Consider the following 14,133-nt stretch of genomic DNA (forward strand, 5'->3'; position numbering starts at 1 on the left):
GACGCCCGTTCAGGAGACAGCGTGCGCACCACCCCATCCCCCCTGCTGGCCTTGCAACAGGCCCGGCGACATCTGCTGGAACACGGCCATTGCCCCACGGGCCTGGTGGATGAGCGCCTGGCCCGTTCCTGGGGGCGCAGCATGGCCGCAGGCCTGGCCCCTGCCGGGCGCGCAGCGGCCGATTTGCCCAGCCCCGGCGAGCTGCGTGAGGCCATGGCCTGCAACCACAGCCTGCTCACGCATTCGCGCCCCATCATGGAATACCTGTTCGACCAGGTGCGCCACAGCCACAGCGTGGTGGTGCTGGCCGACCGGGCCGGCATGCTCATGCACACGCTGGGCAGCCCCGGCTTTGTGGACAAGGCCGAGCGCGTGGCGCTCACCTGCGGCGCCTCGTGGCACGAATCCCACCGGGGTACCAACGCCATCGGCACGGCGCTGGCCGAAGGCACGGCGGTGGAAGTGCACGGCGGCGAGCATTTTCTGGAGCGCAACAGCTTTCTCACCTGCGCGGCCTCGCCCATCCTCTCGGCCACGGGCGAGCTGCTGGGCATCCTCGACATCTCGGGCGACCACCGCAACGGCCACGCCCACACCCTGGGCCTGGTCAGCACTGCCGCCCGCATGATCGAAAACCGCCTGCTGGTGGCCACCTGCAAGCGCAATGTCCGCCTGCACCTGCACCGCGAGCCCGAGGGCATTGGCAGCGTGGCCGAAGGCATCGTGGCCGTGTCGGCCGATGGCTGGATCGTGGGCGCCAACCGCGTGGCCCTCACCCAGCTGGGCCTGCACATGGGCGACGTGGGCGCCACCCCGCTGGCACAGGTGCTGGACGTGCGGCTGGATGACCTGCTCTCGCACCACCACCGCCGCCCCCAGCAGCCCCAGGCGCTGCGCCTGCGCGGTGGGGCGCTGCTGTATGCGCAGGTGCAGCTCGACGCTGCCGCCTGGCCCGCCGCCCGCTGGGTGCGCGGCACGCCGGGTGCCCCCGCCGCCAACGAATCCGCCGACGACGCCCTGGCCCGGCTGGACACGGGCGACGCCCGCTGGCGTGCCGCCGCCGACAAGGCGCGCCGCGTGGTGGGCAAGCCCATTGCGGTGCTCATCCAGGGCGAATCGGGCGTGGGCAAGGAAGTGTTTGCGCGCGCCCTGCACGCCAGCGGCCCACGCCGCGCCGGGCCCTTCGTGGCCATCAACTGCGCGGCCATCCCCGAGCACCTCATCGAATCGGAGCTGTTCGGCCATGTGGCTGGCGCCTTCACCGGTGCCCGCAAGGAAGGCAGCCTGGGCCGCCTGCGCGAGGCCCACGGCGGCACGCTGTTCCTGGATGAAATCGGCGACATGCCGCTGCCCCTGCAAACCCGCCTGCTGCGCGTGCTGCAAGACCGCAGCGTGACGCCCGTGGGCGCAGGCCACGCCGTGCCGGTGGACTTTTGCCTCATCAGCGCCACGCATTGCCAGCTGCTGCAGGCGGCCGAGCAGGGGCGCTTCCGGCACGACTTGTACTACCGCCTGAACGGCCTCACGGTGCAGCTGCCCGCCCTGCGCGAGCGCACCGACTTCGCCGCCCTGACGGAGCAACTGCTGGCCGACCTGGCCACCGAGCAGGGTCTGCCCCACCCCGTGCAGGTGGCGCCTGACCTGCTGCAACGCCTGGCCGCCCACCCCTGGCCCGGCAACCTGCGCCAATACGCCAGCGTGCTGCGCACCGCCTGCGCCATGCTGGCCGAGGGCGAAGACACGCTGGGCTGGGAGCACCTGGGCGACGACATCGTGCAGGCGCTGCAAACGGCGGCCCCGCCCTTGTCCGCAAGGCTGCCAGGGCTGACCACCGCCAGGCCGGTGCCTGCGGCAGCGGTGCTCAGCCTGCAAGAGCTCTCCAGCGCCGCCATCGACCAGGCGCTGCAAAGCGCGCGCGGCAATGTCTCGCAGGCGGCACGCCAGCTGGGCATCAGCCGCCAGACGCTGTACCGCAAGCTGGCTGCGCGGGTGCATTGATTTGCTATTGAATGCATAGCTGCTTGCGCTTATCCATCAAGCGCTACAGGCCATTTATGCTTCTTTCTGTTTTCAGGGGGCTTGTGTCCGCCAGTCCTTCTCCGCTGCGCCGGGCATTCCTTCGCCAAACCGCATCCGTGGTCGCCACCTTGTGGGTTGTCGCCGCGGCTTGGCCTGCCCATGCCCAGCAGCGTTCCGCGCCGCTACCGGCCGGGGTGCAGCGCATTGCCGACGTGCCCTACGGCCCAGACCCGGCCCAGCGCATGGATGTGTATGTGCCTGCAGGTACTACCGCAGGCGTCAGCGCGCAGCCTGCACCCGTCATCTTCATGGTGCACGGCGGTGGCTGGCGGATTGGCGACAAGGCCATGGGCCGCGTGGTGCAGGAGAAGGTGAACCGCTGGGTGCCCAAGGGCTTCATCCTCATCTCTGCCAATTACCGCATGCTGCCTGCGGCCCCCGTGTCGGCGCAGGCGCGCGATGTGCAGGCTGCCCAGGTGGCGGCGCAGCAGCGTGCCAGCACCTGGGGCGGGGATTCCGGCCGCTTCATCCTCATGGGCCATTCGGCAGGCGCCCATCTGGTGGCCTTGCTCAACGCCCACGCGCCGCAGGCCCAGCGCGAAGGGGCGGTGCCGTGGCTGGGCGCCGTGGCGCTCGACAGTGCCGTGATGAACGTGCCCGCCGCCATGCGCGCGCGGCACCTGCGGCTGTATGACGATGCGTTTGGTAGCGACCCCGCCCATTGGGCCGCGCTGTCCCCGTTCCACCAGTGGACGGTGGGCGCGCCCCCGCTGCAGATGGTGTGCTCCACCCAGCGCGCAGACCAGCCCTGCGCCCAGGCCGAAGCCATGGCTCGCCATGTGCGCCACCTGGGCGGCCGCGCCGAAGTGCTGCCCCAGCCTCTGAGCCACGGCGAGATCAATGCCCGGCTGGGCCTGGACAGCGACTACACCCGCGCGGTGGAAACCTTCATGGGATCGCTGGATGCCGAGGTGGCCCGCCACCTGCAGTGATGCGAAGGTAGATTGCTACTGAATCAATAGCTGCTAGCGCTTGCAGGATAAGCGCTAGAGCCCGTTTTCATTCAGATTCTTTGCGCAGATATGGTGCCAGATACCGCCCCGTGTGGCTGGCCGGGTTGGCCGCCAGTTCCTCCGGCGTGCCCACGCCCACCACGGTGCCCCCGCCCGCGCCGCCTTCGGGGCCCATGTCGATGAGCCAGTCGGCGGTTTTGATCACGTCGAGGTTGTGTTCGATGATGACGATGGTGTTGCCCGCATCGCGCAGTTGGTGCAGCACTTTCAGCAGCAGGTCGATGTCGGCAAAGTGCAGGCCGGTGGTGGGCTCGTCCAGGATGTAGAGCGTGCGGCCCGTGTCGCGTTTGCTCAGCTCCTGCGCCAGCTTCACGCGCTGCGCCTCGCCGCCCGAGAGCGTGGTGGCCGCCTGGCCCAGGCGGATGTACGACAGGCCCACGTCCAGCAGCGTCTGCAGCTTGCGGGCTATTGTTGGAACGTCCTTGAAGTACGCCGCAGCATCCTCCACCGTCAGCTCCAGAATCTGCGCAATGTTCTTGCCCTTCCACAGCACTTCCAGCGTTTCGCGGTTGTAGCGCTGGCCGTGGCAAATGTCGCAGGGCACGTACACGTCAGGCAGAAAGTGCATCTCCACCTTCACCACGCCGTCGCCCTGGCAGGCCTCGCAGCGGCCACCGCCGGAGGATTGCGACACGTTGAAGCTGAAGCGTCCCGGGCCGTAGCCGCGCTCTTTGGCGGTGTTGGTCTCGGCCATCAGCTCGCGGATCGGCGTGAACAGGCCGGTGTAAGTCGCAGGGTTGCTGCGCGGCGTGCGGCCGATGGGGCTCTGGTCTACGTTGATGACCTTGTCGAAGTACTCGATGCCCACGATCTCCTCGTGCTCGGCCGGTTCCTCGTGCGCGCGGTGAATCTGCCGCGCCACGGCGGCATACAGCGTGTCGTTGACCAGCGTGCTCTTGCCCGAGCCCGACACGCCTGTGACGCAGGTGAGCAGCCCCACCGGGAAGTCCACCGTCACGCCCTTCAAATTGTTGCCGGTGGCACCCACCACGCGCAGCGCCTGCACGGCGCCCTGGCGTGCGTGGTGTTCGGCCATGCGTTCGGCGCGGCGCTTGCTGGCCTCGGTTTGTGGAAAGCGCGATTTGGCTTTGGTCTCGACGACCGGCGCGGGCTGGTCCAGCACGGGCAGCCACGGTGTGCGACGCTTTGGCACGGCAATCGTGCGCGTGCCCGACAGGTACTGGCCGGTGAGCGACTGTGCATTGGCGCGCACCTCGTCGTAGGTGCCCTGCGCCATCACCCGCCCGCCGTGCACGCCCGCGCCAGGGCCCATGTCGATCACATGGTCGGCGGCGCGCATCATGTCTTCGTCGTGCTCCACCACGATCACGCTGTTGCCGATGTCGCGCAGGTGCTGCAGCGTGGCGATCAGCCGGTCGTTATCGCGCTGGTGCAGGCCGATGCTGGGCTCGTCCAGCACATACATCACGCCCGTCAGGCCCGAGCCGATTTGCGATGCCAGGCGAATGCGCTGCGCCTCGCCGCCCGAGAGCGTTTCGGCGCTGCGGTCCAGGCTCAGGTAGCTCAGGCCCACGTCGTTCAAAAACTGCAATCGCGTGGCGATCTCGCGCACCACCTTGTCGGCAATCTCGGCCTTGGCGCCGGTGAGCTTCAGCGCGTGGAACCACGCGTGCGCATCGCTCAGCGTGGCGTGGCTCACTTCATAGATGGCGCGGGCCTGTTCGCCTTCGCCCACCTTCACATGGCGCGCCTCACGGCGCAGGCGCACGCCGTGGCATTCGGGGCAGGGCTGGGTGCTGCGAAAGCGCGCCAGGTCCTCGCGCACCACCGCCGAATCCGTCTCGCGGTAACGGCGGGCCATGTTGGGGATGATGCCTTCGAAGGGGTGCTTCTTGATGACGGTTTTGCCCTTCTGGGCGCCACTGTCGAGGATGTAGCTGAAGGCAATCTCTTCGTCGCCCGAGCCATGCAGGATGGCGTGCTGCACCGGCGCAGGCAGCGATTCAAACGGCGTTTCAATGTCAAACGCGTAGTGCTTGGCCAGGCTCTCCAGCATCGCAAAGTAGTAGCCGTTGCGCCGGTCCCACCCCTTGATGGCGCCGCTGGCCAGGCTGAGCGTGGGGAAGGCCACCACGCGCGCCGGGTCGAACACCTCACGCTGGCCAATGCCGTCGCACGCCGGGCAGGCACCCATGGGCGAGTTGAAGGAGAACAGGCGCGGCTCCAGCTCGGCCAGCGAATAGCTGCACACCGGGCACGCGAACTTGCTGCTGAACAGGTGCTCCTGCCCCGTGTCCATCTCCAGCGCCAGCACGCGGCCATTGCCTTCGTGGCCGCCGACACCTGACCCGATACGCAGGGCCGCTTCGATGCTCTCGGCCAGGCGCTGCTGCAGGTCGGCCCGCACCTTCACGCGGTCAATCACCACGTCGATGTCGTGCTTCTCGGTCTTCTTGAGCTGCGGCAGGTTCTCGTGTTCGTAAATCTGCCCGTCCACCCGAAAGCGGATGTAGCCCAGCGCCTGCATCTGTGCAAACAGCTCGGTGAACTCGCCCTTCTTCTCGCGCGCCACGGGGGCCAGCAGCATGAGGCGGGTGTCTTCGGGCAGTGCCAGCACGGCATCCACCATCTGGCTCACCGTCTGCGCCGCCAGCGGCAGGCCGTGGTCCGGGCAAAACGGCGTGCCTGCGCGGGCGTACAGCAGGCGCAGGTAGTCGTGAATCTCGGTCACCGTGCCCACGGTGGAGCGCGGGTTGTGGCTGGTCGCCTTCTGCTCGATGCTGATGGCGGGCGCCAGGCCCTCAATCAGATCCACATCGGGCTTGTCCAGCCGCCCCAGAAACTGCCGCGCATAGGCCGACAGGCTCTCCACATACCGCCGCTGCCCCTCGGCATACAGCGTGTCAAACGCCAGACTGGACTTGCCCGACCCCGACAACCCCGTGATCACCACCAGCTGGTTGCGCGGAATGTCCAGGTCGATGTTCTTGAGGTTGTGCGTGCGCGCGCCACGGATGCTGATGCGCTGCTCGCGCAGGGCGCGGGCGAGGTAGGTGCCGTCAGCGGGCGATGTGGGGGCAGAAGAGTCGGTCACGGGCGGCAAGTCGCAGAGGGCAAGAAAACCCACCATGATAGGCCAGCCGCTTTTTCCCTGCGGGGGTGTCTGCCTGGGCTTTTCGGGGGCTGGGCAGTTCGTGGCGGTCAGTGTCTCTGGCGGGCTTTCAGCGCTGCCTGTGCCAATCGGTGAAAATCCTGCTTTGCATCACTAGGCCACAGTGCACACCGTGCCGGATTCTTCTTCCTCCCTGCCCCACGCGGCTGCAACCCGCCCCGCACCCCCCGCAGAGCGCATGACCGCGCTGGAGCGCCGCTCCAGCGTGAGCTTGGCGCTGATTTTTGCCTTGCGCATGCTGGGCTTGTTCCTGGTGCTACCCGTTTTTGCGCTGGAGGCCCGCAAGTACCCTGGCGGTGACGACCCCGCGCTGGTCGGGCTGGCCATGGGCATTTATGGCCTGACGCAGGCGGTGCTGCAGTTGCCGCTGGGCATGGCGTCTGACCGCTTTGGCCGCAAGCGCGTGATTGTGCTGGGCCTGCTGGTGTTTGCCGCAGGCAGCCTGCTGGCCGCGCTGGCGGATTCGCTCACCGGTCTGCTGCTGGGCCGTGCGCTGCAAGGCGCTGGTGCGGTGTCTGCCGCCGTGACGGCGCTGCTGGCCGACCAGACGCGCGATGCCGTGCGCACCAAGGCCATGGCGCTGGTGGGCGGCAGCATTGGGCTGATGTTTGCGGTGGCCCTGGTGGCCGCGCCGGTGCTGACGGCGGCGCTGGGTTTGTCGGGCCTGTTTGGCCTGACCTGTGCGCTGGCCCTGGCGGGCGTGGCCGTGGTGCTGTGGTGGGTGCCGCCTGAACCTGCGGAACTGAAAAACGCGCCCCGTGGCCGCCTGGCCGACGTGTGGGCGCACCCTGATTTGCTGCGCTTGAACCTGGGCGTGTTCGTGCTGCACACCGTGCAGCTGTCGATGTGGGTGGCCGTGCCAGCCATGCTGGTGCAGGCCGGGCTGGGCAAGGACCAGCACTGGCAGGTGTACCTGCCGGCTGTGGTGCTGTCGTTCGTGGCCATGGGCGGCCTGTTTGCACTAGAGCGCCGGGGTCGCTTGCGCGCTGCCCTGCTGGGCGCCATTGGCCTGGTGCTGGCGGTGCAGGCCGGGCTGGGGGTGTTGTCTGCCAGCGGTGCCGTGCCATCGCTGTGGGTGCTGGGGCCGCTGCTGTTTGTGTTCTTTTGCGGATTCAACGCGCTGGAGGCCAGCCAGCCCAGCCTGGTGTCGCGCATGGCGCCGCCCCAGGTGCGGGGCGCGGCGCTGGGCAGCTACAACACGCTGCAGTCGCTGGGCCTGTTTGCTGGCGGAGCACTGGGGGGCGCGCTGGTGAAATGGTCGGGCCCCGTGGGCTTGTTTGCCGCCACCACTGCGCTCATGGCACTGTGGCTGGCCGCGTCCTGGAAGCTGCGCCCCGTGGGGCGCAACGAGGCTGGCGCCGGGCACTGAAAACCCGCCCGAGGGCGCGTTACCAACACAGCCCCTGGGGGCTGCGCCGGGCCTGCCGCCAGCGGGCCGGTTGCGGCACAATGGCGGCTTTCTTCCATCTGGCGCACGGAAATTTCTTCAAATCCGGCGCTTTTTCATTGCAAGGTACAGCTATGGCATCCATCAATAAAGTCATCATCGTCGGTAACCTGGGCCGAGACCCCGAAATGCGCACGTTTCCCAGCGGCGATCAAGTGGCCAACGTGACGATTGCCACCACCGACAAGTGGAAAGACAAGCAAACTGGCGAAATGCGCGAAGCCACCGAATGGCACCGCGTGGTCTTCAACGGCCGCCTCGCCGAAATCGTGGGCCAGTACCTGCGCAAGGGCTCGCAGGTGTACGTGGAAGGCAGCCTGCGCACCCGCAAGTGGACCGACCAGGCCGGCGTCGAGAAATACAGCACCGAAATCCGCGCCGACCAGATGCAGATGCTTGGCGGCCGCCAGGGCATGGGTGGTCCGCAAGGTGGCGGCCATGACGACGGCGGTTACGGTGGCGGTGAAGAGCAGGCCCCGCGCCGTGCCCCCCCACCGCGCGCGCCGATGGCGGCGCCCGCCCCGCGCCCGGTGCCCCAGGCCCCGGCACCCGCGCCCCGTGCGGCTTCGGGGTTTGACGATATGGACGACGACATTCCGTTCTAAAAGCTTTTTTCAATCAATTACCGGGTGGGTATAGCGGTAATTTGGAACCATCCCGCCCGGTCCCGGGTTTTTTTGATATTCACTGCCTGTCATGCCTTTGTCCCCTCTTATCCGCTTTTCCCGCTCCATCCCCTTGGTTGCGCTTTCTTTTGCTGCGGTGCTTGCTGGTTGTGGCGGTAGCGGTGGTGACCCTGGAGGAAGCACAGGAGAGGGCGGAGCTTCCTCCGCCGTGCAGCAATACCCCGCTGGCATCTGGGAAGGCACGGTGGGTTCAGGCACCAGCCAGCGCACGATGGTGGGTTTCATTGAGGCCGGTGAGGACGGCAAGGGCGGCGACTTTTACCTGGCCCGTGGGGCAGCGGGCGCGGGGGGGTACGACGCGATTTTTGGGCTGCTGCGTACCAACTTGACGGCCGTCGTCGCCTCCGGCGTGACGTATTTCTCCTCGCAGGATGGCAAGTTCGCCCCGAACCTGACGCTGCGCGGCACGGCTGCGCCCAATCCAGCCACGGGCAAGATAGCGACCATCAACGGTAACTATTCCAACCCCGCAGGCACGGCGGCCGCCACCGGGGGCTCCACATCGTTCAAACTCAACTACAGCAAGCTCAACGACTATCAGGCCAGCGCGCAGCTGATCGAAGGCACCTACCGGGGCACAGGTGTGTTCGGTGGCAATTGGGTGATCACGGTGTCGGCACGCGGGGCGCTGTCGGGCCGCATGGGCGGTTGCACCGTCCAGGGCTCCATCGCGCCGCGCTCGCAGGATTCTGCGGCGTATGCGGTCACGATGAATCTTTCGGGCGATGAGTCTTCCTGCGGTTCGCGGGGCACGCAGCAGTCGGGACTGGCAGTGTTGCGCTTCGACACGAGCAACCTGCCCAATGGCATCTGGGTCTTCACACGCAACTCCATCGGGCCGAACAATACGTTCGTGCTCAACGGCTTGGCCGATCCGCGCCAACCCTCGATTCCCTCGACCACGCCGCTGTCGGCCGCCGGCAACTGGGCGGGTACCTTGACCCTTCCCCCCGGTGTGAGCGGCGACCCCGACATACACGGCATGCTGCTGCCGGATGGCGGCTTCTTTTTCTACACCAACAGCAGCTTCAACCATAACGTGCTCCATGGGCGGTTCATCCGCTATGGCAACGATATCACCACCAACCGTTTCGTGACAGCCAACGACAGCGTGTTCTTTGACCGCTTGACCGTCGGCACGGTTGGCGGCAAGGGGGGCTACATTGACGGTGTGCTGGTCGATGCCACGCTGGAAAGCGCTGGTAACAACGCCATGGCAAGCCGCCTGACCGGCACCTACAACTACGCAAGCCAGCCGGGTGGCTACCCGACGCGGTTCACAATGCAGCCCGACCCCCTCTACGCCCTGCCCGCGGGCAAGCAGCCCAACGTCAACGCGATCGTGGGCACCTACCGCATGGCGGGCAGTAGCTTTGGCGGGCACCAGGTCGACATCGACATCGCGGCGGACGGCTCCATCACGGGAGCCACGAGCAACGAATGCGTCATTGTGGGCAAGCTGCTTGGCGACCTGGGAACCAATCACAACCTGTACCGCGTGGAGGCCTTTGGTTTCTTGAACAGCCCCACGACGCCAGACAACTTCATCGGCTGCGAACTGTCCTCTGGCCCGTCTCAGTCGGGGTCTGCGTCAGCACTGTTTGACAACCAGGGCAATGTGATCGGCCTGCGCATCCTGACTGCTGGCCTGTCCCAGGGCGGGCAACGCTCGCACACCGTGTTCGTGGGCAGCAAGCGCTAGGCTCCATTGGGATTTTGGATGAAATAAGGCTCCAGCGCTTTTGTATCCAGCGCTGGATGCTTCTATTTTGATAGTGAATATGCCGGATGCAGCCGGGAATCAATTGCCAGACGATCAGCCGGGCAAGGCGCGCCACTCGGCTCGTTCTGCCGCTGTGGCTGGCGGCTGGAGCGTGCGCTCGGGGATTTCCCAGATAACGAGGCGCGGTGGCGTCTCCCGCCAGTCAGGGGCTTGAAAGTAGGCGGCGGCACCTCCCGAAAAATTGCCACCGTCGCGCCCAAAGTGAGCCACCGGAGTGTGCAGCGCCTGGGCAAGATAGCCCGCGAAACCCGAGGTGCGCGAAAACGATGTTCCTATCAGCACTGTGCGCGGGAGTTTGGCGTCGCCGAACAGGTCATCTTCTTCGGCTGCGCTGCGGGGTGTGAAGCGCGCACTGCGCGCGGTCTCGGGAGCTGGTTGCCAGCGTGCGGGCAAGCCCTCGATTCCGGCGAGCCGCACCAGGTCGCCAGGCCGCACTGCTGGCGCCTCACGCACGGCGTCATATTCCTGCACGGGCTCCGGGCTCCAACCGGACGCTTGTGCCGCCAGCGCCACCGCCTGCGCCGCACGCTGCGCACCGTCCTCGGTCCAGTGGGTATCGGTGCGAAAGAACGCCTCTTCGCCACGGGTTTGCATCGCTTCCAGGACTGTTTCGAGGTCGAGCACCGGCACGCCACTGTCCTGTAGCAAGGTGATCCACGCAGCCACCCGCCCTTGCAAGGCGGTGCTGCGTTGCAGGCCGCACAGATGGTCATGCGCGATGCGGCTTTTGTCGGGCACCACCGCAACCAGCAGGCGGATGCCGTCGCGCTGCAGCGCCCGATGGACTTGCGCAACCATTGCGGCGCGCTGGGCCATGTTGCCCGCCGCGCCTTCGTGCGGCGCCAGTTCTTCTGCCAGGAACAGCCAATCTGGACAGCCCTGGCGAACCTGAGGGCCCAGGTCGTTCAGCAGCAGCCAGTTGGCGGCGCGGGCTGCATCTGCTGCCACGCGCGGTTGCGGCGCACGGGCCAGTGCGTCAGCGATGCTCCGCATGGTCTGTCCATTGAGAAAACCCGAAGCGGTCACGGGTCCGCTCCACAACGCCAGCCGGCCCGTGCCCACGGCATGTAGTGTGCTCGCCAGACCCGCAACCAGCAGCATCGCCAGCGATACGGCAGGCAACGCTGCGGCAATTCGGGTCAAGGGGGACTCGGAGGTGGGACGGGTCATTTCAGAACTGGAAATACAGGAAGGGAACGGCGCCCCGGCTCGCAATGAGCGCGAATGACAGCAGGAAGGCCGGTATCGGCCACAGCGCAATCACGGCTGCAAGCCGGGTTCCGGCATGGCGCGTCTCCCAGTGGGGACGGAACGCGGGCAGGATAACGCAAACGACTCCCACGACGGCGGCGACGGCATGGCCCGGGCGCAGCAGGGCGTGCAGCGTGTCTCCCATCGCCAATCCATGAAGCCCGAACTGGCCGGCATACATGCGCAACGCGGCCTGCATGTCAGGGGCGCGGAACAGAGTCCAGGCCAGCATGACGAAAAGCAGCGTCAGCAACCGCGACAGGCCGGGCGGCACCGGCAAACGCTGCGGCCAAGCCCGCGCCAGGCACAGTGCCATTCCGTGCGCCAGGCCCCAGAGCAGGAAGTTCCAGCTATCGCTGCCATGCCACAGACCAGCGATCGCCATGGTCAGCAGCAGGTTGCGGTAAGTTGCGAACGTGCCGCCGCGATTGCCGCCCATCGGGATGTAAAGGTAGTCGCGAATCCAGCTCGACAGGGACAGGTGCCAGCGCCGCCAGAAGTCCTGGATGCTGCGCGCCAGATAGGGGTGGTTGAAGTTTTCCGGGAAATGGAAGCCGAGCATCTGGCCGATGCCGATGGCCATCGCGCTGTAGCCGGCGAAGTCGAAGAACAGTTGCAGCGTGTAGGCGCCGCAGCCAATCCAGGCGTCAGCCAGCGAGGGCGCGGACTGCGCGAACACCGCATCGGCCACCGGCGCCAGCGAGTCCGCCACGAGCACCTTCATGCTCATGCCGACCATGAAGCGGCGCGAGCCTGCGGAGAAGCCCGCCCAGTCGAAGCGCCGCTGCGTGATCTCGTGCTGAACCCACTCATAGCGGATGATAGGCCCGGCGATCAGCTGGCCGAACATCGCCTTGTAGGCCGCGAAGTCGATGAAGCTGCGTTGCGCCTTGACGGTTCCGCGCCAGACATCCACCAGGTACGAGATGGCCTGCAGCACTATGAACGACAGCCCGATCGGCAGCACCACGCGTTCCCAGGGCAGCGGATCGGCGCCAACCCTGCCCAATACACCGTTGACGGTTTCTGCCAGGATGTTCGCGTATTTGAACCAGCACAGCGTGCCTGCCAGCACGGTGATCATAAAGGCAAGCAGGATGCGCTTGCGGCGCACGGGCGTGGCGGGAGCGTCCAATACCACGCCACCTATCCAAGTCAACCAGGTCAAACCGATGAACATCAGCAGGAAGATCGGGCTCCACCACCCATAGAACACCCAGCTGGCACCCAGAAGTACCGTATTGCGGGCGTTGTACGGACTGACTGCATACGCGATCAGAAACAGCGGAAAGAACAGCAGCAGGAATTCGAGAGACGCGAAAACCATGGGCTACCTGAACTATCGGGCCACGGTGTCGGCCGCAAAGACCACGCGCGGCGCACCGCCCGCGGCGGGCATCAGCAGCACGCTGTAGCGTTGCCCCGCCTCCAGCTGCCCCAGATCGACCACGCCGCCCACCGGCTTGCCGCCGCAGGTGGCCTGCACCGTGAGCTTGACCGGGTTGATCTGGCGGCGCTGGAGCTGCTCCAGGGCCACGCCGGAAAACAGCGCCACCCCTTTGCCTGCAGTCTGCAGACCGGCAGGCGCGCACGCTTTATCCAGGCTCGCAAAACCCAGCGAAGCGCGTAGCGCACTGAAATCGTCTGGCACCTCTGTGAGCACGGTCACTGTGAATGGCTTGCCCGCGCCCGCGGGCTTGGCCACCACGGTTGAAAAGGCGCCCGGGGCGGTTTTTACAGCTACGCCCGCTCGCTGGCCCCGCGCCTCGAAAGCGCCCTTGATGACCGTGTCCGGCCGCACCGGCAGAAAGTCCCCGAGAGGCTTGCTGGTTGGCAAAGACAACCTGGCGCGGCCGCCTTCGGGCACGACCTCCACCGCATGATCCAGCCCGTTGACGAAGCGCACGAACGCGGAGTCCTGCGCGGGGCCGGTTTCATAGAGCATGGGGCCTGCCGCCTGCGCGGAAACGGCCGTGCACGTCATCAGTGTGGGCACAATGTATTGAGACAATGGTTTCATTGGCGTGGCTCGCATCACGGAATTCACGCCGCGTCACTTTTTCACTGCAGGAGAGGTCGCGATGGCCTTGGCGATGGCCTTACCCCACTCTTTGTAGCCCGTCGGCGTGAAATGCTGCCCGTCGATCGTGCGCCACTGGCCGGGCTTGGAGAAATCCAGCGAATTCACATAGGTGCAGGGCGCCACGTTGTTGGCCAGGAATTCCGACGTTTCGCGCACGCGATCGAAGGTTTTGCCGAACTTGCCTCCCTCGCTGCCCCATGCCGGCCCAACCCAGGCGCACTTGACGCCGGTGGCGCCAATCTCCTTGGTCAACGCCGTGACCTGCTGCCAGGCCCATGCACGGGGAAAGGTGGGTTGCTTGTAGCCCCCAATCGTGTCGCCCATGATGACCACCACGAGATTGGGCTTTTCCGACTGGATCAACTGCTTGACCGGTTTGGTCTTGGCGCTGGCCTCGGTGTAGGTGATGGTGCCTTTGTCAATGCGCTCGGCCCCGCCGCAATCGCCTGCCTTGGTCGTCACCCAGTCAGCGGGCGTGGAACCGCACACCCCGATGGTGTGAACCTTGGCTCCCAGGCCCAGAAGCTCGTCGTGAAGGGTTCCCAGGAGGTAGTTTTGATCACGCAAGTGACTGTCGCCAATGACGAGAATGCTGAGACCGGCAAGTGTTGCAAACATTGGAAACGTCCTTTCAGTTAGATAAAAGATTTGTGGAAGA

The 14,133-nt window shown here is 66.3% G+C and carries 10 protein-coding genes; 5 read left to right on the forward strand and 5 right to left on the reverse strand.

Going from position 1 to position 14,133, the window contains the following annotated elements; all coding sequences use genetic code 11:
• Positions 1-21: 21 nt before the first annotated feature.
• Positions 22-1,998 (forward strand): sigma-54-dependent Fis family transcriptional regulator, encoded by a 1,977-nt coding sequence (locus IHV84_RS05500; RefSeq protein ID WP_370541202.1) that lies wholly within the window; start codon positions 22-24, stop codon positions 1,996-1,998.
• A 137-nt stretch (positions 1,999-2,135) separates the two neighbouring features.
• A complete protein-coding gene (locus IHV84_RS05505) occupies positions 2,136-3,011 on the forward strand; it encodes an alpha/beta hydrolase (protein WP_370541203.1) in 876 nt (291 codons plus the stop codon).
• A 67-nt stretch (positions 3,012-3,078) separates the two neighbouring features.
• Here the strand turns inward: IHV84_RS05505 and uvrA are convergent, their stop codons facing one another.
• Positions 3,079-6,147 (reverse strand): excinuclease ABC subunit UvrA, encoded by a 3,069-nt coding sequence (gene uvrA / locus IHV84_RS05510; RefSeq protein ID WP_198846139.1) that lies wholly within the window; start codon positions 6,145-6,147, stop codon positions 3,079-3,081.
• A 256-nt stretch (positions 6,148-6,403) separates the two neighbouring features.
• Between uvrA and IHV84_RS05515 the strand changes: the two genes are divergently transcribed.
• The 3 genes from IHV84_RS05515 to IHV84_RS05525 all read left to right on the forward strand — a co-directional run bounded on the left by IHV84_RS05515 (position 6,404) and on the right by IHV84_RS05525 (position 10,060).
• Complete coding sequence (locus IHV84_RS05515; protein ID WP_198846168.1) at positions 6,404-7,594, forward strand: MFS transporter; 1,191 nt, start codon at positions 6,404-6,406, stop codon at positions 7,592-7,594.
• Positions 7,595-7,746: 152 nt separating this feature from the next.
• Complete coding sequence (ssb, locus tag IHV84_RS05520; RefSeq protein ID WP_198846140.1) at positions 7,747-8,277, forward strand: single-stranded DNA-binding protein; 531 nt, start codon at positions 7,747-7,749, stop codon at positions 8,275-8,277.
• Between the two features lie 229 nt (positions 8,278-8,506).
• A complete protein-coding gene (locus tag IHV84_RS05525; RefSeq protein ID WP_370541204.1) occupies positions 8,507-10,060 on the forward strand; it encodes a hypothetical protein in 1,554 nt (517 codons plus the stop codon).
• Positions 10,061-10,174: 114 nt separating this feature from the next.
• Here IHV84_RS05525 and IHV84_RS05530 read toward each other — a convergent pair whose 3' ends face one another.
• The 4 genes from IHV84_RS05530 to IHV84_RS05545 are packed head-to-tail and all read right to left on the reverse strand — an operon-like array spanning position 10,175 to position 14,093.
• Positions 10,175-11,311, reverse strand: a complete 1,137-nt coding sequence (locus tag IHV84_RS05530) for a cell division protein FtsQ (RefSeq protein WP_198846142.1) — start codon at positions 11,309-11,311, stop codon at positions 10,175-10,177.
• 1 nt (position 11,312) lies between these two features.
• The gene (locus IHV84_RS05535; RefSeq protein ID WP_198846143.1) at positions 11,313-12,719 is read right to left on the reverse strand and encodes an MBOAT family protein; all 1,407 of its coding nucleotides are present in this window, start codon (positions 12,717-12,719) and stop codon (positions 11,313-11,315) included.
• A gap of 12 nt (positions 12,720-12,731) precedes the next feature.
• Positions 12,732-13,412, reverse strand: a complete 681-nt coding sequence (locus IHV84_RS05540; RefSeq protein ID WP_233099779.1) for an alginate O-acetyltransferase AlgF — start codon at positions 13,410-13,412, stop codon at positions 12,732-12,734.
• 33 nt (positions 13,413-13,445) lie between these two features.
• Positions 13,446-14,093, reverse strand: coding sequence for an SGNH/GDSL hydrolase family protein (locus IHV84_RS05545; protein ID WP_198846145.1), 648 nt, complete (start codon positions 14,091-14,093; stop codon positions 13,446-13,448).
• Positions 14,094-14,133: the final 40 nt, after the last annotated feature.

Origin of the sequence: Acidovorax sp. IB03, assembly GCF_016406015.1 — a bacterium.
Taxonomy (GTDB): domain Bacteria; phylum Pseudomonadota; class Gammaproteobacteria; order Burkholderiales; family Burkholderiaceae_C; genus Acidovorax; species Acidovorax temperans.